The organism is Actinomycetospora endophytica, assembly GCF_021026375.1.
Classification (GTDB): Bacteria; Actinomycetota; Actinomycetes; order Mycobacteriales; family Pseudonocardiaceae; genus Actinomycetospora; species Actinomycetospora endophytica.
The window spans coordinates 439486-461094 of sequence record NZ_JAJNDB010000005.1 but is presented as its reverse complement, the minus strand read 5'-3'; the positions used below and the strand labels follow the sequence as shown (position 1 = coordinate 461094).

The following is a 21609-nucleotide window of genomic DNA, read 5'->3' as shown; positions in this document are numbered from 1 at the left end:
TCCTGGGGCAGGAACCGACCCCCGCACCCTGGACGCTTCCCGCCCGTGCTCGGGAGAGGAGCCCCGAGCCGAGATCCTCGGCTGGGTGAGCACCGAGCGAACCGAGCGGATCGGGGCGGGGCATGCGGGTCGACCACCACTGGCAGGTGCTCAGCGCCGATCGGCTCGTGGGGACCGAGATTCACCGGTTCGCCGACGAGGTGACCGCCGTGGAGTGGGCCAAGGGCCACGTCCGGAGCGCTCCTGGCGGGTCGACGGCGGTGGTGCTGTGCAAGGACGGCGCCACGGACGAGACCGATCCCGCCGTGCCCGCGTTCATGGTCTGGTCCGGCGCGGAAGGCCTCATGGTCACCGAGTGGCAGGGACGGGACACCCCCGACGACGTCGCGGCGGCCCGCTCCGAGGTCCTGGCCCGGACCGTCCACGCGGCTGATCTCGGCCTCCGAGCCGTGCCGGGCACCGGGAACCACTCGGACCGCGAGAACGGGACCGAGCCCGCCCCTCCGGAACCGCTGCAGTGCGATCCTCTCGAGGACGACCGGTCGCGCGCTGTCTCCCGGGGTGCGGAGGTCGCACTACGAGCGATCCACGATCCGGTGTCCGCGGCGGTCGGTGTCCTGATCGAGCGCTACTCCCAGACCGTGGGCGAGGCGTCGACGATGCTGTTCGACATGGCCGCCGAGCGCGGGGTCGGGATCGACGAGATCGCCCACGGGGTGATCGAGCGGACGCTGGAGGACACCGTCGACGAGTTCGGCCCGCCCGAGCCCGCCATGGTCCGTCGAGCGGTGGCCTTCATCGACGAGCACGCGCGACGGGAGATCTCCGTGGAGGAGATCGCCGAGGCGGCCGGGGCCAGTCGTCGCGCTTTGGAGTACGCATTCCAGAAACATCTCGGACAGACACCGTCGGCCTACCTGCGCGAGGTCCGTCTCGAGGGCGCACACCGCGACCTCGTCGATGCGGACTCGACGAACGGCGCCACCGTGGCCTCGGTGGCTGCGCAGTGGATGTTCAACCACCCCGGACGGTTCTCCGTCGAGTACCGCGCGACCTATGGGAACTCCCCGAGTCACACGCTGCGCAGGTGACCTGCCCGCGCCGCCTGGGTGACGCCGTGAGTCAGGGCCGCGAAGCGGGACGAGGCGCTTCGATGGCCTTCGCCGCCAGCTTCTCGGCGCGCCTGCGGCCGGAGTCGGCCTGAATACCCGCTCGGTCGGCGTTGCGGAGGAGCAGGACGCGATCATCGCTCGATCGACAGTCCTCGGCGCGCTGTCGGAGGCTCGACGCAACGGTATCGAGGATTCCCGCGCTTTCTGACAGCACGTCCACGACCCTGGCCCGGAGCTGGTAGGCGTCCTCGGCGACAGAGTTCTTGAAATTGAGTTCGGTGCACAGCCTGACGAGTGCGCCGACTCTGCCGTCCTCGCGCATGACAGTCAGCCTGCGCCCGACCGATGTCCTGCGCCAGAGTAAACGTTCGGGCCTCCGGTCGAGCCGCACTCCCTTCTGACGCGAGCGGGCAGCGGCGTGCGACGGCTGGTCGGTCGGGTAGGGCCGCGGGCCAGCTCCGAACGGGCACGCTACGTCGTCATGAAGACCCTGCGGATCTGAATGGCGCTCCGACGCGACGGCCGGCGCCTCGGCCTCATGGTCGTCGCCCGTGGCCGGTCCTGACCACGACAGCGCATGATCGTCTGGCACTTCACCGACACGGCACAACGCGAGAGCGGCCGCGAAGACGGTAGGTAGTCGGCAGGCCGTCTTCAGGCCGCCCCTGAGAGGGTTACCCAACCGCGTTCCAGGTGGCGCACACTTGCTCGCGACCCGGCCGCGATGTGGGTGGTTCCTCGTGGCCTGGTGGAGATCATGAGGAAGGGCCCGGAGGTTCCGGTGGCTGACGAGTCGTCCACGCTCGGACCGGTCCCGTCGGACGGTCCCGAGCCCGTCGGCCGGCCGGACGCGGACCCGGAGGCGCGGCAGGCGATAGACGATGCCCGGGCGAGCGCCGCTGACGAGCGGGACCGGGCCGCCGATGAGCGGGACCGGGCCGCCGATGAGCGGGACCGGGCCGCCGATGAGCGGGAGGCGCGCGCGGACGCCCGGGACCGGGCCGCTGATGCCCGGGACCGCGCCGCCGACGAGCGGGAAATGGCGGCCGACGAGCAGGAGGAGGCCGCCGAGCAGCGGCAGGCCGGTGCCGACCGGCGAGAGCACCAGGCCGATGTGCGCGAGGGATGGGCCGACGTGCGCGAGGCGTCCTTGGACGAGCTGGCGCGGGCCAGCGGAGTGCCGACGGCCGATCGCTTCAGTCGAGCGGACGCAGCATTGAAGCGCGCGGCCGAGACGGTGGCCCGGGCCGAGGAGCACCTCAAGCGCTCGCGCGAGGCGCTGCACCGGGACCGTCGGCAGTCCGAGCGCGAGCAGCGCGAGATCGAACGTGAGATCAGGATGACGGCTCGGGGGGTCGACGCGCGGGACGGTGCCCAGGGCGCGGCAGCGAAGCTCGCATCCACCGCCGATGACATCGCTACGACATTCGACCGTGTCGCCGAGACGAGGGAACCACGGGCTGAGCAGGCCGACCTCGCTGATTCCGACTCGAGGCGGGAGGCCGCGCAACGGGCCCGTGACCTGGCGGCTGGTGAGCGCCGTGAGAGCCAGGAGTTGCGGGAGAGCTGGGGCCTGCCACCGGACTGACCCGGCCCCCTCCGCTCCGCAACACGGTGCTCGGGTGGCGCCCGACCGCAATGGCGCAGTCGCCGAACGAGCGCCCCAACCCACGTCCGGGTGGCGCACACTGGTCCGGGACATGGAGACGACCTGAGTTCTCCCCTCTGGCTTGGCGGACATCATGAACAGCGGCCCGATGCATCAGGTACCGACTCTTGGCGCCGGCCTCGAGCCCGGAACGGTCCCCGGCCCTCGTCCCATGCCGACCGGGCGCGGAGAGTCGATCGCTGATCAGCGGGATGCACGTGCGGATGCTCGGGACCGAGCCGCTGATCAGCGCGACTACGAGGCCGACCGGCGGGAGGCCGAAGCCGATCAGCGGGAGCATGACGCCGACGCCCGCGAGTGGCGGGTCGATGCGCGTGAGGCCGCTCTGGACCGGCGGTCTCGGGCTCGGGGCCGGACCCTGGCGGACGTCCTCGGCCGGTCGAGGGCCGCGCGAGACCGCGCCTCCCAAGCGGTGGCTCGAGCTGACAGCCGTGTCGCTCGCCTCGACGCCGCGCTGTACCGGGTCGGCTCGCTGATCGATCGCCAGCACGATGAGATCGTCCGCAAGGCCGACGTGGTGTCTGTGCGAACCGCAGAAGCCGGTGCACATGCTCGACATCTGGCCGGCCGACTTGCTCACATGGCGGACGAGGTCGCCTCGACACTCGACCACGTCGCCGACGCCAGGGAAGCTCGAGCGGATCAAGCCCGTGCGGCTGAATCCGACGACACGCGCGAGTCCGCGCAGCGGGCCCGCGACAAGGCCGACGACGAGCGTCGCGAAGGTCATCGGCTGCGCGAGAAATGGCACTTGCCACCGGCTTGACCCGGCTGTGCGCCCGCCCCAGCGGCGCCGAGCGTCAGTCGAGGCGAAATCTGTTTACGGAGCGAGACAGCGCGAGTACCGTCAGTCGACTGGCCCTGACGCCGCCGGAGCGCTGCCCGGCGGGAGGAGACCGTCATGTACTCCGCCTCCCGGAGACTCGAACTCGCGAGGGAGGTCTGCCAGGTCGTCGCCCGAGCCCGCCACATGCGCCAGACGGCGGAGTTGCACCAGCATCGCGCCCAGGCCGCGAAGGATGACGTCGACCGTCGCCGGCACAACGCCTCGACGGCAGGTGCCCGACTCGCGGACGAGGAGCTTCGGCGCATCGGGGAGACAAGCCAACGGCCTCCATCCGCTCGGAGTGTCTGACGGCCCGGGATCGGTCGAGTTTCTCCCGGGCACGGCCGTCGCGACCCGGTACGGGCGGCGCCGGTGTGGGCGATGAGTCATCAGGCCCGCGTCCTGAGACCGACTGCACGACGCCGGGACGTGCGGCGATGGTTGAGTACGGTCGCGTCATGGCGCTGGGGCTTCACTGGCAGGTGCTCAGCGCCGACCCGTGCGCCGGCACCGAGATTCAGCGCTTCCGCGACCTGGTGACGGCGCTGGAGTGGGCGAAGGGATTCGTCCGGAACTCCCCGGACGGGTCCATGGCCGTCGTGCTCTACAAGGACTACTCGACCGACACGATCCACCCGGGAACGGCGTCGTTCCTGGTGTGGTGCGGCCCGGACGGGCTGATGGTGACCCGATGGGGCGAGGAGGACGACGAGCCCGTCGGCAATGACGGGCCCGCCGACGGATACGGCGACACCGCCCGGGCTGCCGACCTCGGGCTGCGGGCACTGCCGTCGTCCGCCGAGTCGCAGGACGAACCCGGCTGTTGCCGCCGGACCGCCTAATTTCGCTGAATGATCAACCGGTACGTTCCTCGGACAAGCTGCGGCTGAAGCCCGTCTGTCCCGGGAGTTCCGATCACGGTCCGCCCGGTGGCCGCGGCCGAACCTCGCGGGAGGTCCACGATGGCGGCGGACGGCGATGACCCGAGCAGTCTCGACGAGGCTCTGCATCGGGTCCTGGCCGGCGGTGCCGGACACCGCCCCCGGGGTTACGACCCCCTGGAGGCCACCGTCGAGGTGTGCCTGGCCAGCGTGCCGGCGGCCGAGGCGGTGGCGATCTCCTATGTCAGGGCCGGGCGGGTGCGTTCCACGCATCGCACGGACCCGGCGATCGCCGAGTTCGACCGTTGGCACACCGAGCGGGGTCGCGGGCCGTTGCTCGACGCGGCGTTCATCCAGCCGTGGCGACGGTCGTTCTTCGCGGTGGCGGACCTGGCCGCGGACGCCGTCTGGGGCGCCGACACGCCGCTCCCGGCCGCCCCGCTCTTCCGGTCGCTGCACTCGACCACGCTGCGCAGCGCGTGCGGTGAACGCACTGCGCTGGACCTCTACGCCAGGACCCCTCGAGCCTTCGGCGTGGACACGACGGTGCTGGTCGACATGTTCGCCACGCGCGTGAGCACCCTGCTCTACACCCCGGACGACCGGGTCAGCGCCCGCTACGACCTCGCGATCACAACCATCGGCCGACGCCTCGGAATCGAGCCGTCGGCGGCGGAGCGGCTCCTGCTGGTCAACCTCGAATGGTCGGCGGACCCGATGGTCGTGGCGGACCGCCTCACGTGCCACACCGACGACGTCGAGACCCCGGAACCCGACTGACGGGTTCTGCCGCGACCCGTCAGGCGCGGGTTCGTGACGGGCCTGGATTCCTCGTGCCGGTCGGTTGACCACCGCCGAGGCCACGTGCTCGCATAATGGCCTGTCGCATCGTTTTCCGGATCAAGATTGCGACGCGACGGCAGGGAACGAGCAGGCCCCGGCGGCTCACAACACGACGCTGCTCCGGCTCCAACGCGGCAGACCGCACCGGAGAGCGTCATGACCGAGCTGACCCACACCGTCCCGGGCGCCGAACCGCCGTCCGCGCACCGTCACCACGCGACCAGGCCGCGCTCGGCCGAGAACGGCGGAGGCGCCGCGGCGGGGGACGAGCGGGTCCGCGACGCCGAAGACCGCGCGAACCAGGCCGAGGCACGCGCCTCGAGCGCCGAGGGTCGGGCCGAGCAGGCGGAGGAGCGCGCCGAGGCGGGTGAGCGACGCATCGAGGCGCTGCTCCGTGCGCTCGACTCCCGCGCCCAGATCGACCAGGCCAAGGGCGTCATCATGGGCGCCTTCGACATCAGCGCGGAGGCGGCGTTCGACGCCCTGGTCTGGGTCTCCCAACAGGCGAACGTCAAGCTGGCCGTCGTCGCCGACCGCTTCCTGATCGAGTTGCGCGACATCGACACCGGCCAGCCGCACCGCGACGAGCTCACCCGGCTGCTGGCTTCGATGGGCCGTCATCACGGCGAGCACTTCCGCTGATCCGGCGCGCGCGGCGGCCGAACCGGGCTCGAGGACCCTGCCCACATCGCCGACCGGGGTTTGCTGTCGGTGGTCGTCCGGGTACCACCCACCCTCTCGATGCGTTTCCGGCGCCGCGTCCTGGCTCGAGCCGTAGCCGCTCACCTGAGGAAGGCGCCGATGGCCAGCGAGAAGACGGGTCGCGTCGCACTCGCGCTCCAACGGGCGCAGGCAGCCGTCGCCGCCGCGGAGGCGACGAGGGAGCGCAGCGAACAGATCAAGCTCGAGATGCAGCTGCGGCGGCGACGGTCCGAGCCGGCTGTCATCACGCCCGGGACCGAGGCCGCGCTGCGCGCACGACTCGCCGGCCCCTGACGGCAATCCGGCCGCAGTGCATCCGACAGGCGGACTCCCGGCGGGTTTTGTCCACCGAGCGCACGGGAAGTCCGCCCGACGAAGCTTGCCGGTGATTCGCCGGGGAGAGCCGACACCGCACCTCGCCCTGTGGACCCGCAGGACGGAGGAATCGGGACCTGATGGATACCAGCCACGACCTGACCACCGCACTGCGCCGCGCGGCGCATGACCTGACCGCCAAGCGCAGCATCCGCGACCTGGACCAGACGCTCAGCAACATCGTCGCAGCGGCCGTGAGCACGGTGCCGGCCGCCGACGCGGGCGGGATCTCCATGACCGACAGCGGCCAGGTCGTCTCCCGCAACCCCACCAGCGACGCGGTCACCAAGCTCGACCAGCTGCAGGGCGAGCTCCAGGAGGGGCCCTGCGTCACCGCGATCGTGGATCCGCCGGAGGACGGCAGCGTGCTGGTGCGCGATCTCGCCGGCGAGGACGCGGCGCGCTGGCCCCGGTTCGCCCCGCACGCCACGGAGTCCGGCTACCGCTCGATGCTCTCCAGCGAGCTGCACACCGGCGGCGGGATGCGCGCCGCGCTCAACCTGTACGCCGCCGGGCCCGATGCCTTCGACGCCGAGTCGCGGCTGACCGCCGGGCTGTTCGCCCTGCAGGCCGCGATGCTCCTCTACGGCAGCGAACAGACGCAGTCGCTGCAGCGTGCGGTCGACAGCCGGGATCTGATCGGGCAGGCCAAGGGCATCCTCATGGAGCGTTTCCGGGTCGACGACGACGCCGCGTTCCAGATGTTGGTCAGATCCTCGCAGGAGACGAACATGAAGCTCGCCGAGGTGGCGCGGTGGGTCCACGACGAGACAGTGCGGCGAAGTGGCGGGCACGTGGTCGACGACGCGGACATCCCGGGCATCGGCCGTTGACTACTTCTTGGCATACCACATCACTGTACGTAGAGCGCAAGATATATCCGCTGAGCGCTAGGAATGCTCCGGATCGGGGGATATGCTCATCCGGTCTGCTGGACGAGCGGTCGGCTGTTCCGCAGTCATTCGCCAATGTTGCGGGGACGGTCCGACGGCGGCCGCTGAGACCCGCTGGGAGAGCAACGCTCCCGGGCGCCATGTGTGCGCCCCCGAGTCCCGGGTGTGCGCCGCGGCCTCCAATCCCCCTGTGGTGTCGCGACACTGCGTGCCCCGGCCCGGGTGCCCCCGCTCCCGCGGCCCCCCAGCGGGAGCGGGGACACCCTCAGCCTCTTCCGATCGGACGTCACATGCCAGCCCCGTGGGAACCCTTCAACCCGACCGTCTGCCAGGCCGAGGGAGTGCTCAGCGCGCGTTTCGAGGTGCCGATACACCTCGCGCCGATGCTGTTGGCCCGGCACGCCCAGCACGCGGGACTGAGCGTGGCGGCGATGGCCGAGCAGATCGTGAGCGAGGTGAACGGACGCGCGGACCCGGAGACCGCCGCGGCGCGGCCGGACGGACCCCGCTCCACGTCCTGCGCCTCACCCCGTCGGCTCGCCGCCCGCCGGTGGCGCTGACCCCGCCGACACACCCGACGGCGAGAAGCCCGGAGATTGCTCCGGGTCGGCTCGACCGGTCCTACGGAGAACCCATGACACCCGGCACCGACCTGAGCGTCCTCGACGACCCGCCGCTCACGGACACCACGCTGTCCGACTGGCTCCGTGACCACGACGTCACCGCGCTCGCGGAGGTGGCCCGCAGCGCGCGCCTGGCCGGCGGGTCCTTCGGGCGGCATCTCCGTGCGCTCGCCTGAGGTCTGAGCTGACCGAGGCGGTGCCCGGGAGGCGGCCGAGCCCGACCGGTACCGTCGTCAACGATCCGGGGGGACAGCCGTTTGCCGTGCCGCGTGGCCTGGCACCCACGCCGATCTCGATCGGAGCCCCGATGGTCGATCCACCGGAACCCGTCCTCGCCAACGAGGCGCGGGTCGCCGCCGCGGCGGGTGTGGTGATGGACGCGCTCGGACTGCCCGCGGGCCGGGCGTTCGAGTGGATCATGGACGGGTCCAGCCTGACCGGTATCCCGGTGCTCGAGCTGGCTGACCTGGTCGTCCTCGAGGCCGGGCGGACCGGGGCCTGAGAGCACCCTGCGCGTCGGCTCTCACCGGACTGCGAGCCTCGCTCCGAGGGTGGATCCCGGCGCCCGGCCGGAGGACCATCCCGGTGAGCAGTGACGGCCCGGACCCTGTCGTCGCTTCGCCCGAGAAGCGCGAGAGGCCGGACCCGGGAGGTCCGATGGCCGAGGGACTGAACCCGCGCGACTGGCGCGACATCCAGATCCTGCGCGCCCAGGGGGTGCTCGCCGAGGTCCTCACCGTGGACGTCGGCGAGGCCGACCGGGGGCTGCGCACCTACGCCGCCATGACCGGCACCGCGCTGCACGAGGTCGCTCAGCAGGTCATCTACGGCGAGCTCTCGCTGACCCGCGAGCTGTGCGTGACCGAGGAACTGTCCCGGCTCCCGGGCCGACGCGTCCTCGGGCGCGATCGGGCGGAGGGCTGCTGACGTCGTTTCCGGCCGCCGTGACGCAGATCGCGTCCGGAGCGGGGATTCTTCGTCCCGAGTTCATCGTCTCCAGCCGTCCGCGCGTCCACCCTGGATGCGGTGAGCCTCCAGCACCCGGGCGTGACGCCGAACCAGATGGTGAACCTGCGCGACGTCGGCGCGCCGGGCTCCGCGATGAGCCGCTGGGTCCGCCCGGGCGTGCTGTGGCGATCGGACGCTCCGCACCCGGGCGACGCGGAGGAGCCCGTCGTCGAGACCCTCGGTGACGGCAGCTGGCCGCCGCGGGTCGTCATCGACCTCCGGGACCCGAAGGAGCTCCGCGACCAGCCCCACCCGTTGACGGGGCGCGGGGTGGAGATCGTGGCGCTCCCGCTGGCCGGTTCGCTCGCCCCCGCGGAGCAGCTGCGGATGCGGGAGGGTCGGACCAGCCTCGGCGAGCTCTACCTGCAGCTGTTGGGGACGGCCCCGAGGTGGCTGCCGGTCCTCGTCGCCCGCGCCGCGCAGGCCGACGGGCCCACGCTGGTGCACTGCGCCGCGGGTAAGGACCGCACCGGCGTTGCCGTCGCGCTGTTGCTCACCCTGGCCGGCGTGCCGCGGTCGGAGATCGTCGCCGACTACCTCGCCACCCGCGACGCCCTGCCGAACCTGCGGCCGAGGCTCGGGCTCGACGGGACCGACCTGGCCGCGATCGAGCATCTGCTCGATGTGTCCATCCCGGCGATGACGGCCGTGCTCGACCACGTCGGGCCGGACCCGGTGGCCTTCCACCGCGAGAACGGCGTCGCGCCGGAGGACATCGAGCGCTGGCAGCAGCGCCTGCGCCGCTGACCCGTCGTCGCCGAGCGCGGCCCGCGCCCGCCGGGGATCGTGGCCGGGTGCCGACCCCACGCTTCCCCGAGCCCGACGTTCCCGCCGGCGCCACCTCGCTCCCGGCCCGGCTGCGGGCGCTCGCGCAGGCCGCACCCGACGCCCCCGCGGTGTCCGACGGCGACGTCGTCCTGACCCGCGCCGAGATGGACGCCCGCACCGACCGGCTCGCGCGGGCGTTCGCGGCGCGCGGGGTCGGGCGCGGCGACCTGGTGTCGATCGCGCTGCCGAACGTCGTCGAGCACGTCGCGTGCTCGGTGGCCGCGTGGAAGCTCGGAGCCGTCCCGCAGCCGCTCTCGGCCCGGCTGCCCGACGGCGAGCTCGAGGCGGTCCTCGCCGTCGCCGAGCCCGCTCTGACGGTGGGCCTGCGGCCCGCCGACCGGCCGTGGCTCGACCTCGCGGACCTGCAACTCCCCGAGGCCGACGACGACGGCGGCCCGTTGCCGGACGTCGTCGGGCCGTCGTGGAAGGCGCCGACGTCCGGAGGCAGCACCGGCCGGCCGAAGGTGATCGTCGCCGGGCAGGCGGCGTGCACCGAGCACGTGCTGGCGCGCGCCGACGGCCTCCGGATCGACCGGGACGGCGTCTTCCTGGCGACCGCGCCGCTGCACCACAACGCGCCGTACATGTTCTCGCTGATGGCGTTGCTACAGGGACACCACGTGGTGCTGATGCAGCGGTTCGACGCGGCCCGCGCGCTGGCGCTGGTGGGGGAGTGCGGCGTCACCTGGCTCTACCTGGTGCCGACGATGATGGGCCGGATGCTGCGCCTGCCCCAGGAGGCGTGGCGCGACGCGGACCTGTCGAGCCTGCGCACCGCCCTGCACGTCGGCGCCCCGTGCCCGCCCGAGGTCAAGCGCGGCTGGCTCGAGCGGCTGCCCGCGCCGGAGGTCCTCGTCGAGCTGTACGCCGGGACCGAGTCGCAGGCGAGCGCCATGATCGACGGGCGGGAGTGGCTGGCCCATCCCGGGTCGGTCGGGCGGGTCACCCGCGGGCTGATGTCGGTCCGGGACGACGACGGCGGCGAGTGCCCGCCCGGCGTCGTCGGGGAGATCTGGATGCGGCCCGAGGCCTCGCCGACCTACCACTACCTGGGGGCGCGGGCGCGCGCCGTCGACGGATGGGAGTCGCTGGGCGACATGGGCTCGTTCGACGACGAGGGCTACCTGTATCTCGCCGACCGTCGCGCGGACATGATCCTCGTCGGCGGCGCGAACGTGTACCCGGCGGAGGTGGAGGCGGCGCTCCTCGCGCATCCCGAGGTGGCCGACGCCGTCGTCGTGGGCGTGCCGGACCCCGACCTCGGGCGGGTGGTGCACGCCGTCGTGCAGCCGGCACCGGACGCTGGGCCTGACCTGGCCGAGCGGCTGCCGACCGACCTCGCGGGGCGGCTCGCCCGGCACAAGATCCCGCGCGCGGTGGAGCTGGTCGACCACCCGCTGCGCGACGACGCGGGGAAGGTGCGCCGAGGTGCGCTACGCGCTCGTGAGCAGTAAGTGATGCCCTGGCGTCACTTACTGCTCACGAGCGCGGAAGCGCACCGACTTACCGCATCCGGCCGTAGCTCGCGTCGCCGAAGATGTTGCCGAGCTTGACCGACTGGCCGGGCTCCGGCGCGGTCCAGATCTTGTTGTTCCCGGCGTAGATCGCGACGTGGTAGATGTCGCCCGGGCTCCCGATGAACACCAGGTCGCCGGGCTGCGCCTGGCTCTTGCTGATGTGGTCCGCGGCGTCGTACTGCTGCTGCGCGGTACGCGGGAGGCTGATGCCCATCTTCTTGAACACGTACTGGGTGAACCCGGAGCAGTCGAACGAGTCCGGCCCGGTGGCGCCCCAGACGTAGGGCGTGCCGGCGAACCCGGAGGCGGTGTTGACGATCCGGTCGCCCATCGCGCCGAGGCTCGCCGCGGCCGACGCCTGCTTCGCGCTGGCGGCCTTCTGGGCGGCGGCCTTCTGCGCGGCGGCCTTGGCCGCGGAGGCCTGGTCGGCGGCGGCCTTCTTCGCGGTCTCGGCCGCGGGCGAGGTGTGCTTGACGGCGGGGGCCGCGGACGGCGCGCTGGCGGCGATCGGGGTCACCGAAGCGTGCTGCGTCGGCAGCGAGGTGTGCGCCGCCGCGGGGGCGTACGACATGTTCGTCGCGGCATGCGAGACGTCGGCGTTGCCGACCGCGGCGAAGGCCCCGGTGGAGCCGGCGACGGCCGCGGCGCTCGCGGTGACGAGGGCGGCGGCGATCCCGGCCCGGGTCAGCGTGCCGTCGGTGAGGGAGCTGGGGAGGGACACCGGCAGCGACGCTGGACCAGCGGCGGCGACATGACGTCCGGGCATGGCGGCACTTTCTCGGTCGTCCACGGCGCCTCGGGGTGACGCCGCTCCCGTCCTCGACCGCGCAACTCGCACGTGGCCCGGTCCGCACCCTGGGGAGCGGGTCGCCGGACGGGCACGGCGACCCGGGTACAGGAACCGGGTCGGCCCACCGGGAGGCGAGCCGGTCGAGACCGTACCGAGACCTTTTCGTGACCGACAGGACGTGCTCCGGGGCGTGGGACGGCGGACGGTCGCCTGGCCCGCGCCGTCCTATGGGACCGCCCGTCGTGGTGTGTCCCGCGCCGATCGCGGTGAACGCCCTGCTGTACGGCCTGACGGAGCAGTGATCGTCCGCCAGGGGCAGGGCCACGCGCCGCGGAGCGTGGGCGATTCGTCCAGGTTCGACCCGCCGATCGTCGCGATGGCCGCGCGGTGAGCCGTCCGTGTGACGCGGTGGGCGGTTGTCCGTGTCGGGACGGCCCGCCGTTCCGACCGAAGGGCCCCGTCGGTCGGTCTACCCGGCCGGGGGCGCCCTTCGCCGGAATCCCGGGCCGACCACGTTTCGAGCGGGGGGCGCCTTCGCTCGAGTAGATCGACCGAAGGGGCCCTTCGCTCAGAACGGGGTGCTCAGAACGGGGTGCTCAGAACGGGGTGACGGCAGAGCGCGGTGACGGCCGAGATAGGCAGTCTGAGTTGAACAGTTTGGACTGTGCTTCTAGGCTGGCCACCATGACCACCGCTGAGCCGACCGCCACGGCCGTCGAGGCCGCGCGCGCCGTCCGCGTCGGGCTCGGCCGGTTGCGGCGCCGCTTCCGCGAGAACTACGACCGCGCGGAGCTGACCGCCTCGCAGACGGGGCTGCTGAGCCGGCTCGGGCGCGAGGGACCGGCCAGCGCGAGCGAGCTCGCCGCCGCCGAGGGGGTCCGGCCGCAGTCGGTGGCGATGTCGGTCGCGGCGCTCGACGAGCGCGGGCTGGTGACGCGGACGAAGGACCCGCACGACGGCCGCCGCCAGGTCGTCACCGTCAGTCCGGCCGGCCGCGACTTCCTGGAGAGCTCCCGGACGGCGGGTGAGGGCTGGCTGGCCGCGGCGCTCACCGAGCGGCTGACCGAGGCCGAGTGCGCCACCGTCGTCGAGGCGATGGCACTGCTGGAACGGGTGGTGCAGCGATGACGGCGCTGCTCGCGCGGCTGCGGCCCTCGGGCGACGCGAACGCCTTCGACCGCCGCCTGATCGCCCCGATGATCCTCGGGTCGATCCTCAACCCGGTCAACTCGTCGCTGATCGCGGTCGCCCTGGTCCCGATCGGCATCGCCCTCGGCGCCCCGGCCTCGGAGACGGCGTGGCTGGTGGCCGGGCTCTACATCGCGACGGCGGTCGGCCAGCCGGTGACCGGGCGCCTCGTCGACCTCTACGGACCGCGCCCGCTCTACCTCGTCGGCACCGCGCTCGTCGGGATCGGCGGCCTGCTCGGGGCGCTCGCGCCGGACATCTGGACGCTGGTCGGGGCCCGGGTGCTGCTCGGGCTCGGGACCTGCGCCGGTTACCCCGCGGCGATGTCGATGATCCGCGGCGAGGCACGGCGCACCGGCCGGGACAGCCCCGAGGGCATCCTGACGCTGCTCTCCATCTCGACCCAGACCATCGCCGTCATCGGCCCGACGCTCGGCGGCCTGCTCATCGGCCTGGGCGGCTGGCGGACCACGTTCACCGTCAACGTCCCGCTCGCGCTGGCCTGTCTGGTCCTCGGCGCCCGCCGGCTCCCGCGGGGGACACGGCGCGACCGCACCACTGGCCTCGCCGCCACCCTCGACCCGGCGGGCATCGTCCTCTTCGCGGTCACGCTGGTCGCCCTGCTGCTCGTGCTCCTGCACCCGGCCTGGTGGCCGCTGCTCGCCGTCGTCGTCGCGGCCGGGACGGCGCTGGCGGTGTGGGAGCTGCGCGCGGCCCACCCGTTCCTCGACCTGCGCGTGCTCGGCGGCAACGTCCCGCTGCTCGTGACGTTCCTGCGGGCGCTGCTGGCCGCCACCGTCACCTACTGCCTGCTCTACGGCTTCACCCAGTGGCTCGAGCAGGGCCGCGGGCTCTCCCCGTCCGTGGCCGGCCTGGTGCTGCTGCCGATCTTCATCACGGGGATCGGGGTGGCGGCGATCAGCGGACGTCGCCGCGAGCTCCGGGGCAAGCTGCTGGTGGGGGCGGCCGGCCAGGTGATCGTCTCGGTCCTGCTGTTCTTCCTGGGCGACACCAGCGCGATCTGGTTCATCGTCGTGGTCACCCTGATCGCCGGGGTGCCGCAGGGCCTCAACACCCTCGCCGTGCAGAACGCCACCTACCGCCAGAGCGACCCGGCCCGCGTCGCGTCCTCCGCCGGACTGATGCGCACCTTCTTCTACCTCGGCGCGATCGCCGCCTCGACCACCGGCGGCATCGCCTTCGCCCACGGCGCGACGACCCCGGGCCTGCACGACCTCGCGCTGGTCATGCTCGTCGCGAGCGCCCTCTTCCTCGTCATCACCGTCGCCGACCGCTCCCTCGGCCGGCTCACCGCGACCCAGGACCGCGCAACCCAGGAGGACCCCGCGTGACGCTCTCCACCCTCGACCCGGTCCCGGCGCTCGTCGCCATCGACCTGCAGCGCGGCATCGCATCCGGCCGGGAGACGACCCCGCACCCCCTCGCCGACGTGATCGCCCGCTCGGCCGAGCTCGCCGACGCGTTCCGGGCGCGCGGCCTGCCGGTGATCCTGGTGCGGGTGACCCTCGACGGGGCCGGGTTCAGCCCCGGACGGTCCGACCGGCCCCGCGCCGGCGGGACCCCGCCCGAGGGCTGGGACGAGATCGTCGACGAGCTCGCCGGGCACCCGACCGACGTCGTCGTCACCAAGCGCAACGTCGGGGGCTTCGTCGGGACCGACCTCGACCTGCAGCTGCGCCGCCGCGGCGTCACCCAGGTGCTGTTCACCGGGGTCGCGACCTCGATGGGCGTCGAGGGCACCGCCCGCGCCGCGCACGACCACGGCTACCACGTCGTGCTCGTCACCGACGCCATGGCCGACACCGACGAGGCCACCCACCACCACAGCGTCGGCGCGATCTTCCCGAAGATCGGCGAGACCACGACGACGGCCGAGGTGCTCGCGACGCTCGGCGCGCCTGCGGCGGTGTGAGCCCCGGCCGCTACCGTGGCCGCGTGGCCGAGGGCAACGACGCGGAAGTCACGATCGACATCGTGGACGTGCTCGACGACGGCGTCCGCGCCGCCGTCGAACGCCTCCTGCCGCAGCTCTCGCGCAGCGCGGCCTTCGACGGGCAGACGCTCGCCTGGGTGGTGGCGCACGAGGCGACGACGCTGTTCGTCGCCCGGCTCGGCGACGCCGTCGTCGGGGCCCTGACGCTGGTGATGTACCCGCTCCCGACGGGCCTGCGGGCCCACATCGACGACGTCGTGGTCGACGACGACGTCCGGGGCCGTGGGGTGGGCGAGGCGCTGGTGCGCGCCGCGCTGGAGCGTGCGGTCGAGGTCGGGGCGCGCACCGTCGACCTCACCTCGCGCCCGTCACGGGAGGCCGCCATCCGGCTCTACGAGCGGGTCGGGTTCCGCCGCCGCGACTCGACGCTCTTCCGCTGGGAGCCGCCGCGCGACGACGGGTGATCGCGTCTAGCGTCCGCCGCATGACCTCCCATCCCGCGGCGGACGCGAAGAACTGGGGCGGACGCCTCCCGCGCAACGAGACGCTGGAGCTCGACGACGACCAGCGTGCGGCGTCCGATCAGGTCCGCGGCCGGACCGCCCGCTGGGCCGAGCACTCCGGCTTCGCGCCGACGGACGACCAGGGTGGGCTCATCGGCCCGTTCAACGCCTTCGTGCTGCGCCCCGGACAGGCGCAGGGCTTCAACCAGTGGGTGCAGCACGACCAGCGGCACTCGTCGTTGTCGGCGACGATCCGCGAGGTCGTCATCCTGTCCGTCGGTCTCGCCTGGGACGCGGACTACGAGATCTACGCCCATGTCGCGGTGGGGCGGACGGTGGGGCTCTCCGAGACGGTGCTCGAGGGCCTGCGGACGGGGTCGACCGAGGGCTTCACCCACGACGAGGCCGCCGCGTACCGGTTCACCGACCAGCTGGTGCGCACGCACCGAGTTGACGACGCCGTGTACGCGACGGCGGAGGAGGCGTTCGGGCGCGACGGCGTGCTCGACATGGTCCACCTGATCGGCATGTACCTCGCGACGTCGGCGCTGCTGAACGCGTTCGAGATCCCTGCGCCATAGGTGCGCCTCCGGCGCTCGTGAGCACTAAGTGACGCCATAGCGTCAATTAGTGCTCACAAGCGCGTCAGCGCACCTACCCCTCGGCGCGCGCCTTGAGCGCGGCGGCCTCGGTGTCGACGAACCGGACGACGGTGCGCCGGGAGAGCGGCCCGACGACGGGTCCGAGCGTCCCGTCGATGCCGAAGGCCAGTTCGACGCGGCAGCGGTCGCGTCCGAGGCCCTCGACGCGGTGGTCGGCCCACTGCCGGAACCCGGTCTTGCGGGCGGCCCAGAGGAAGCGCCGGTCGTCGACCGCGAGGACGGTGTAGACGTCGGGCTTCCGTCCCGGCTGGCTGACGCGGACCGTGGCGCCGGGCTCGAACGCCGAGTCCTGCAGCTCGACGGTGCTCATGGTCGGGGTCCAGGACGGCCAGGTCTCGACGTCGCGCACGATCGCCCACACCGCGGCCGCGGGGGCGTCGACGTCGACGGTCGTGCGGTAGAGCATGACGGCTCCTGGGGTCGGTCTGCCCGGTGTGACGATCGTGGACCGCCGCCGCGTCCGGGTCCAGCACCCCGCGGACGCCGGCGGAGATCCCGCGGCCGGAGCCGGCCCGCCCCGAGCGCGCTCCCCGACCCGGCGGCTCAGCGTGGGAGCAGCCGCGCGTGGGACGCGTCGAGGTCGTCGACCCGCTCGACACCGATCAGCTGCAGCGTGCGCACCGCCTCCGCGCGCAGGATGTCCAGGGCGCGGGTGACCCCGTCCTCACCGCCGGCCATCAGCCCGTACAGATAGGCGCGGCCGACGAGCGCCGCGCGGGCCCCGAGCGCGCGGGCGGCGATCAGGTCGGCGCCGGTGGTGATCCCGGTGTCGACGAACACCTCGGCACGCTCCCCGACGGCGGCGGCGGCGTCCGGCAGCAGCTCCAACGGAGTCGGCGCCCGGTCGAGCTGACGCCCGCCGTGGTTGGACACGACGATCCCGTCGGCGCCCAGGTCCACGACCGCGCGGGCGTCGTCGACGTGCTGGATGCCCTTCACGACGAGGTGCCCGGGCCACTGCTCACGCAGCCAGGTCAGGTCGGCCGCGACCGCGGTGGGGTCGAACATGTGCCCCACGAGCTCGGCGACGGTGCCGCTCCAGGAGTTCAGCGCCGCGAAGGTCAACGGCTCGGTGGTGAGCACGTTGACCCACCAGGCCGGGTGCCGCGCCATGTCCGAGAGCGTCCGGACGGTCAGCGACGGCGGGATCGTCAGCCCGTTGTGGGAGTCGCGCAGCCGCACCCCGGCGACGGGGGTGTCGACGGTGAGCACGAGGGTGTCGTAGCCGGCCTTGCGGGCGCGGTCGACGAGGTCGCTCGAGGCGTCGCGGTCGCGCCACAGGTACAGCTGGAACCAGTGCCGGCCCAGCGGTGCCTCGGCGGCGAGCTCCTCCGGCGACGTCGTGCCCATCGTCGACAGCGCGTAGGGCAGCGAAGCGGCCTCGGCCGCGCGGCCGACCGCCCGCTCGCCCTCGTGGTGCATCATCCGCGTGAACCCGGTCGGCGCGAGGACCATCGGCAACGACGCCGACCCGCCCAGGACCGTCGTCGCGGTGTCCACCGACCCGACGTCGCGCAGGATCCGCGGCGAGAACTCGACGCGGGCGTACGCGTCCCGGGCCCGCTGCAGGCTGATCTCCTGCTCGGCGGCCCCGTCGACGTAGTCGAACACCGCCCGCGGCACCCGGCGCCGGGCGATCGCACGCAGGTCGGCGATCGTGAACGCCGACTCCAGCCGGCGGCGCGTGGCGTCCAGCCGGGGCGGGCGCATCCGCACCAGCGGCGCGAGGTCGCGGGGGCGGGGGAGCTGGCGGCGCACGCGACGGGTCGACATCGGCGGTCCCTCCTCGACGACGGGACGGCGCGGGCCGTCCGTCGAGGTGACGGTAACCCGCCGACGGCCTCAGCCGGTTGCCCGATCCGTCGGGAACACCTGCCTCGCGGGATTGCCCGCCCACGTCTCGCCGGCGCCGACCGACCGGGTCACGACGGCGTTCGCCCCGATCACGGCGCCCGCCCCGATGGTGAGGGTCTGGCCGCTGCGGGCGAGGACGACCGCGCCCGTGCCGATCACCGCCCCGTCCTCGACGACGAGGTCCATCGGGCCGCGGTGCAGCGGGACCCACGGGTCGGCCCGGCCGAGCGTGACGCCGTGCAGGATCGTCACGTCGCGGCCGATGCGGGTGTCCGGGTGCACCACCAGACCGGCGGTGGCGTGCACCAGCGTGAGCCCGGGCCCGATCGGCACGCCGCGGGGGATGTCGATGCCGAGCACGAAGAGCAGGAGCCGGACCGCCCGGCCGAGCAGGCCACGGGTGCGCAGGTAGACCAGGCGGATCACGACGTCGTCCATGCGGGTGCGGTGCATCCGGTGCAGGGTGGCCACGCGCCCGATGATCCCCACGACCTCGTCGCTCGTCGGAAGGCCCCTCCCGGGCGTCGCGGGCACGGGCCGGTGGCGCGCACACTCGGCGTCGTGAGCACGAGGATCTGTGGTGCCCGGGTGTTCGACGGCGAGCGTCCGGTGGGGGTGGCGACCGTCGTCGTCGACGGCGACGTGATCACGGCCGTCGAGCCGGGGGAGCACGAGCCCGCGGCCGACGACGTCGACGCGCGCGGCGCGACCCTGCTCCCCGGACTCGTCGACGGCCACGTGCACCTGCGTGGGGCCGGCAACCTCGGTCAGGACCTGCGCCACGGCGTGACGACCGTCCTCGACATGTTCTCCGCGCCGCCGCAGTTCACCGCGATGCTGCGTCGGCGGGCAGCGAACCGGCACGACGAGGCCGACCTGCGCAGCTCCGGGCTGATGGCGGGCGCCGTGGACGGCTGGCCCGCCGTCATGCTGCCGCCCGATCCCGGCGGCTGGCGGATGCCGGGGCTGTCCGGTCCCGAGGACGCCGAGCGCTACGTCGCCGACCGGGTCCGCGAGGGCTCCGACTACCTGAAGGTCTTCGTCGAGAACGCCGCCGACGTCACCCGGCCCACGCTCTCCCCGGAGACCGTGACCGCGGTGTGCGCGGCCGCCCGGGCACACGGGCTGGCGACGGTGGCACACGCGCCGACCCGCTGGGCGTTCACCACCGCGCGCGACGCGGGCGTCGACGTCCTCACCCACCTGCCCCTCGACGGACCGCTGGACGACGACGGCCTCGCGGGTCTCACCGTGGTCCCGACGATGACGATGATGGCCGCGCTGACCGACGCCGCGTCGCAGCGGGCGCTGCTCGCCGACCCGCGGCTGATCGCACGCCTGCCCGACGACGTCGTGCGGGGGCTGCGGGCGGGCGACCGGGGCGGGCTGCCGACCAGCTCCGCGTCCGGCGCCGCCTACGAGCACGCGGCGGACAACCTGCGCCGGCTCCTGGCGGCCGGCGCGACGGTGGTCGCGGGCACCGACGCCAACGACGTACCGGGCCGGCCCGCGGCGGTGATGCACGGGGCCTCGCTGCACCTCGAGCTGGAGCTGCTCGCGGGGTGCGGGATGTCGCCGGCCGACGTCCTGGCGGCCGCCACCTCCCGCGCCGCCGACGTGTTCGCGCTGCCCGACCGTGGACGGATCGCGGCCGGGAAGCGCGCGGACCTGCTGCTCGTCGACGGCGACCCGACCGTCGACGTCACCGCGACCCGCGCGCTGCGCACGGTCTGGCGCGCGGGCGTCGCTCACGACCTCTCGCACCCCGCCCACGCGGCGTGCTCCGACGACGTCGGGCCGGTGCGCGCCGGCCACTGAGCCGGGCTCCCCATCGAGCCGGCCCGGCCGTCGTCAGGACGCGCGGCGGGCGATCCCGGCGACGTACGCGGCCTGACCGGCGTGCTGGATGTCGTCGTCGACGACGCTGATGATCCGCACCCCGCGCGTCACCGGCGGGTCCCAGGCGTCGTCGATGACCTCGTCGAGGTCGTCGTCGGAGAGGGTGCGCAGGTAGGCGAGGGTCCGCTCGTGCACGGCGTCGTAGTAGCCGGTGAGCAACGCCGGGTCGGTGACGTGCACCGCCGCGACCTGCGCGGAGGTGTGCGCGTAGCCCATGGACCGCGGGTCCAGATCGAAGCCGAACCGGTCGGCCCAGCGGCGTCCGTTTTCTCCCGGGCTAGCGGTGTAGGCCTGCTCCGTCCCGGCGAGGTCGGCGAGGTGGTCGTCCTGCACCCGCGTCAGGTGCCAGACCAGCCAGCCGACCGGGTTGGCCTCGGCGTCGAGACGCAGGTTCAGCGCCTTCTCGTCGAGACCCTCGACGGCGCGGTGGACGTCGCTGCGGACCCGGCCGAAGGCGTCGACGAGCACGTCGATGCTGTTCACGCGGAGCTCCCGTTCATCGAGGGGCGAGCACGGTTCGCCCCCGGTGTACCCGCGCGGTGGTCGGTCAGGCCACCTGGACGTCGAGCGTCGCCTGGCCGAATCCGAGCAGGTGCTGGAAGTGCCGCAGCCCCGGAGCCAGCGTCAGGGCCCCGTCGACGGCGAGCAGGCGGGTCCCGGCGGCGGCGAGCTCGGTGACGACGTGGGCCGAGAGCAGGTAGCGGGAGTCGCCGTCCCGGTCGGGGGCGGTGAGCATGAGGTCCAGTCGCGCGAGCGGGCCCGCGCCGCTGGTGAGCGCGAGGACCTCCGTCGCGCCGTCGGCGGCCTCGGCGATCCAGCCGGTGCACAGCCCGGCCTCGAGGTCCGCGCGGGCGCCGGGCACGATGTCGTCCCACCAGCGCTCGGGGACGACCTTCGCGAGCCGGGCGACCGACTCGACGGGATCCACGGCGCGGCACGTGACGCCCTGCTCGCGGGCCCGGCGGCTGTTGGTCCGCAGCGCCTGCTTGGAGCGCCCGCGCAGGTAGTCCTCCGGCTTCTCGGGCAGCCGCAGGACCGACACCGCGAGGTCGCGGGGCACGCCCTGGTTCCGGCCGGCGTACTTCGCGGCGAGGCGTCGGCCGCCCTCGGTGTCGGGCACGGTCACCGGGACGTGGGGGAGGTCCGCGAGGGCGGGGACCACGCGCGAGGCGAGGGCGGTCCGGGCGGCACCGACCCGGGCCCGGGCGACCAGCCGCGCCGCCCGTCCCCGGAGCCCACCGCGGTGCTGCAGGTCGTCGGCGAGCGCGACGAAGCCGTCGTCGTGCAGCAGCGACGTGACGGGCACGTCCGGCTCGGCGGGGATGGTGGGCTCCAGTGCGGTCATCGACGACCCCTTCTCGGGACGCGTGGTCGGCACCCGGGGCGGGTACGGACCGACAGTGCCATCACAAGTCGGTAACGGCATGATCGGGGGCCTTGACGAGGATCACCACCGTGGTGGGTGACACGTTCACCATGGGC

The 21609-nt window shown here is 73.4% G+C and carries 27 protein-coding genes; 20 read left to right on the top strand and 7 right to left on the bottom strand.

Annotated elements, in window-relative coordinates:
• The first annotated feature begins 122 nt into the window (after positions 1-122).
• Positions 123-1091 carry a helix-turn-helix transcriptional regulator gene (locus LQ327_RS23120; protein WP_230738124.1) on the top strand — a complete coding sequence of 323 codons (969 nt, stop codon included), beginning with the start codon at positions 123-125 and terminating at the stop codon, positions 1089-1091.
• Positions 1092-1122: 31 nt separating this feature from the next.
• Here the strand turns inward: LQ327_RS23120 and LQ327_RS23115 are convergent, their stop codons facing one another.
• Positions 1123-1434: a hypothetical protein gene (locus LQ327_RS23115; RefSeq protein WP_230738123.1), complete on the bottom strand. Its 312-nt coding sequence runs from the start codon at positions 1432-1434 to the stop codon at positions 1123-1125.
• Between the two features lie 459 nt (positions 1435-1893).
• Here LQ327_RS23115 and LQ327_RS23110 point away from each other — a divergent pair, with 459 nt between their 5' ends.
• The 13 genes from LQ327_RS23110 to LQ327_RS23050 all read left to right on the top strand — a co-directional run bounded on the left by LQ327_RS23110 (position 1894) and on the right by LQ327_RS23050 (position 11214).
• The gene (locus tag LQ327_RS23110; RefSeq protein ID WP_230738122.1) at positions 1894-2700 is read left to right on the top strand and encodes a hypothetical protein; all 807 of its coding nucleotides are present in this window, start codon (positions 1894-1896) and stop codon (positions 2698-2700) included.
• Positions 2701-2932: 232 nt separating this feature from the next.
• Entirely contained in the window at positions 2933-3547 is a 615-nt protein-coding gene (locus LQ327_RS23105) for a hypothetical protein (RefSeq protein WP_230738121.1), read from the top strand.
• Positions 3548-4065: 518 nt separating this feature from the next.
• Positions 4066-4449, top strand: a complete 384-nt coding sequence (locus LQ327_RS23100; RefSeq protein WP_230738120.1) for a hypothetical protein — start codon at positions 4066-4068, stop codon at positions 4447-4449.
• A 120-nt stretch (positions 4450-4569) separates the two neighbouring features.
• Positions 4570-5268, top strand: coding sequence for a hypothetical protein (locus LQ327_RS23095; RefSeq protein WP_230738119.1), 699 nt, complete (start codon positions 4570-4572; stop codon positions 5266-5268).
• 219 nt (positions 5269-5487) lie between these two features.
• The gene (locus tag LQ327_RS23090; RefSeq protein WP_230738118.1) at positions 5488-5973 is read left to right on the top strand and encodes an ANTAR domain-containing protein; all 486 of its coding nucleotides are present in this window, start codon (positions 5488-5490) and stop codon (positions 5971-5973) included.
• 159 nt (positions 5974-6132) lie between these two features.
• Positions 6133-6327 (top strand): hypothetical protein, encoded by a 195-nt coding sequence (locus LQ327_RS23085; RefSeq protein WP_230738117.1) that lies wholly within the window; start codon positions 6133-6135, stop codon positions 6325-6327.
• A 161-nt stretch (positions 6328-6488) separates the two neighbouring features.
• A complete protein-coding gene (locus LQ327_RS23080) occupies positions 6489-7241 on the top strand; it encodes a GAF and ANTAR domain-containing protein (RefSeq protein WP_230738116.1) in 753 nt (250 codons plus the stop codon).
• A 350-nt stretch (positions 7242-7591) separates the two neighbouring features.
• Entirely contained in the window at positions 7592-7861 is a 270-nt protein-coding gene (locus LQ327_RS23075) for a hypothetical protein (RefSeq protein WP_230738115.1), read from the top strand.
• Positions 7862-7935: 74 nt separating this feature from the next.
• Positions 7936-8100 (top strand): hypothetical protein, encoded by a 165-nt coding sequence (locus tag LQ327_RS23070; RefSeq protein WP_230738114.1) that lies wholly within the window; start codon positions 7936-7938, stop codon positions 8098-8100.
• 131 nt (positions 8101-8231) lie between these two features.
• Positions 8232-8426 (top strand): ANTAR domain-containing protein, encoded by a 195-nt coding sequence (locus tag LQ327_RS23065; protein WP_230738113.1) that lies wholly within the window; start codon positions 8232-8234, stop codon positions 8424-8426.
• A gap of 155 nt (positions 8427-8581) precedes the next feature.
• Positions 8582-8851: an ANTAR domain-containing protein gene (locus LQ327_RS23060; protein ID WP_230738112.1), complete on the top strand. Its 270-nt coding sequence runs from the start codon at positions 8582-8584 to the stop codon at positions 8849-8851.
• 99 nt (positions 8852-8950) lie between these two features.
• Positions 8951-9679, top strand: a complete 729-nt coding sequence (locus tag LQ327_RS23055) for a tyrosine-protein phosphatase (RefSeq protein WP_230738111.1) — start codon at positions 8951-8953, stop codon at positions 9677-9679.
• Positions 9680-9726: 47 nt separating this feature from the next.
• The gene (locus tag LQ327_RS23050; protein WP_230738110.1) at positions 9727-11214 is read left to right on the top strand and encodes an AMP-binding protein; all 1488 of its coding nucleotides are present in this window, start codon (positions 9727-9729) and stop codon (positions 11212-11214) included.
• A gap of 49 nt (positions 11215-11263) precedes the next feature.
• On the opposite strand, the gene LQ327_RS34970 is transcribed toward LQ327_RS23050, so the two are convergent.
• The gene (locus LQ327_RS34970; RefSeq protein WP_230738109.1) at positions 11264-11998 is read right to left on the bottom strand and encodes a C40 family peptidase; all 735 of its coding nucleotides are present in this window, start codon (positions 11996-11998) and stop codon (positions 11264-11266) included.
• Positions 11999-12751: 753 nt separating this feature from the next.
• On the opposite strand from LQ327_RS34970, the gene LQ327_RS23040 reads away from it, so the two are divergent.
• Genes LQ327_RS23040 through LQ327_RS23020 form a run of 5 tightly spaced genes read left to right on the top strand, consistent with a single transcriptional unit; the run spans position 12752 to position 16293 of the window.
• On the top strand, positions 12752-13195 hold the full coding sequence (locus tag LQ327_RS23040; protein WP_230738108.1) for a MarR family winged helix-turn-helix transcriptional regulator: 444 nt from the start codon (positions 12752-12754) through the stop codon (positions 13193-13195).
• A complete protein-coding gene (locus LQ327_RS23035) occupies positions 13192-14607 on the top strand; it encodes an MFS transporter (protein WP_230738107.1) in 1416 nt (471 codons plus the stop codon). Before LQ327_RS23040 ends, LQ327_RS23035 begins: the two co-directional genes overlap by 4 nt.
• Entirely contained in the window at positions 14604-15188 is a 585-nt protein-coding gene (locus LQ327_RS23030; RefSeq protein WP_230738106.1) for an isochorismatase family protein, read from the top strand. Before LQ327_RS23035 ends, LQ327_RS23030 begins: the two co-directional genes overlap by 4 nt.
• Positions 15189-15211: 23 nt before the next feature.
• The gene (locus LQ327_RS23025; RefSeq protein ID WP_230738105.1) at positions 15212-15673 is read left to right on the top strand and encodes a GNAT family N-acetyltransferase; all 462 of its coding nucleotides are present in this window, start codon (positions 15212-15214) and stop codon (positions 15671-15673) included.
• Positions 15674-15693: 20 nt separating this feature from the next.
• Complete coding sequence (locus LQ327_RS23020) at positions 15694-16293, top strand: carboxymuconolactone decarboxylase family protein (protein ID WP_230738104.1); 600 nt, start codon at positions 15694-15696, stop codon at positions 16291-16293.
• Between the two features lie 73 nt (positions 16294-16366).
• Here LQ327_RS23020 and LQ327_RS23015 read toward each other — a convergent pair whose 3' ends face one another.
• The 3 genes from LQ327_RS23015 to LQ327_RS23005 all read right to left on the bottom strand — a co-directional run bounded on the left by LQ327_RS23015 (position 16367) and on the right by LQ327_RS23005 (position 18699).
• The gene (locus LQ327_RS23015; RefSeq protein WP_230738103.1) at positions 16367-16780 is read right to left on the bottom strand and encodes an SRPBCC family protein; all 414 of its coding nucleotides are present in this window, start codon (positions 16778-16780) and stop codon (positions 16367-16369) included.
• A gap of 137 nt (positions 16781-16917) precedes the next feature.
• Positions 16918-18147 (bottom strand): alpha-hydroxy acid oxidase, encoded by a 1230-nt coding sequence (locus tag LQ327_RS23010; RefSeq protein WP_230738102.1) that lies wholly within the window; start codon positions 18145-18147, stop codon positions 16918-16920.
• A 69-nt stretch (positions 18148-18216) separates the two neighbouring features.
• Positions 18217-18699 (bottom strand): serine O-acetyltransferase, encoded by a 483-nt coding sequence (locus tag LQ327_RS23005; protein WP_230738101.1) that lies wholly within the window; start codon positions 18697-18699, stop codon positions 18217-18219.
• Between the two features lie 90 nt (positions 18700-18789).
• Here LQ327_RS23005 and LQ327_RS23000 point away from each other — a divergent pair, with 90 nt between their 5' ends.
• Positions 18790-20046, top strand: coding sequence for an amidohydrolase family protein (locus LQ327_RS23000; RefSeq protein ID WP_230738100.1), 1257 nt, complete (start codon positions 18790-18792; stop codon positions 20044-20046).
• Between the two features lie 33 nt (positions 20047-20079).
• On the opposite strand, the gene LQ327_RS22995 is transcribed toward LQ327_RS23000, so the two are convergent.
• Both LQ327_RS22995 and LQ327_RS22990 read right to left on the bottom strand, forming a co-directional pair.
• Positions 20080-20610 (bottom strand): mycothiol transferase, encoded by a 531-nt coding sequence (locus tag LQ327_RS22995; protein ID WP_230738099.1) that lies wholly within the window; start codon positions 20608-20610, stop codon positions 20080-20082.
• 64 nt (positions 20611-20674) lie between these two features.
• Complete coding sequence (locus LQ327_RS22990; protein ID WP_230738098.1) at positions 20675-21472, bottom strand: hypothetical protein; 798 nt, start codon at positions 21470-21472, stop codon at positions 20675-20677.
• Between the last annotated feature and the right edge of the window lie 137 nt (positions 21473-21609).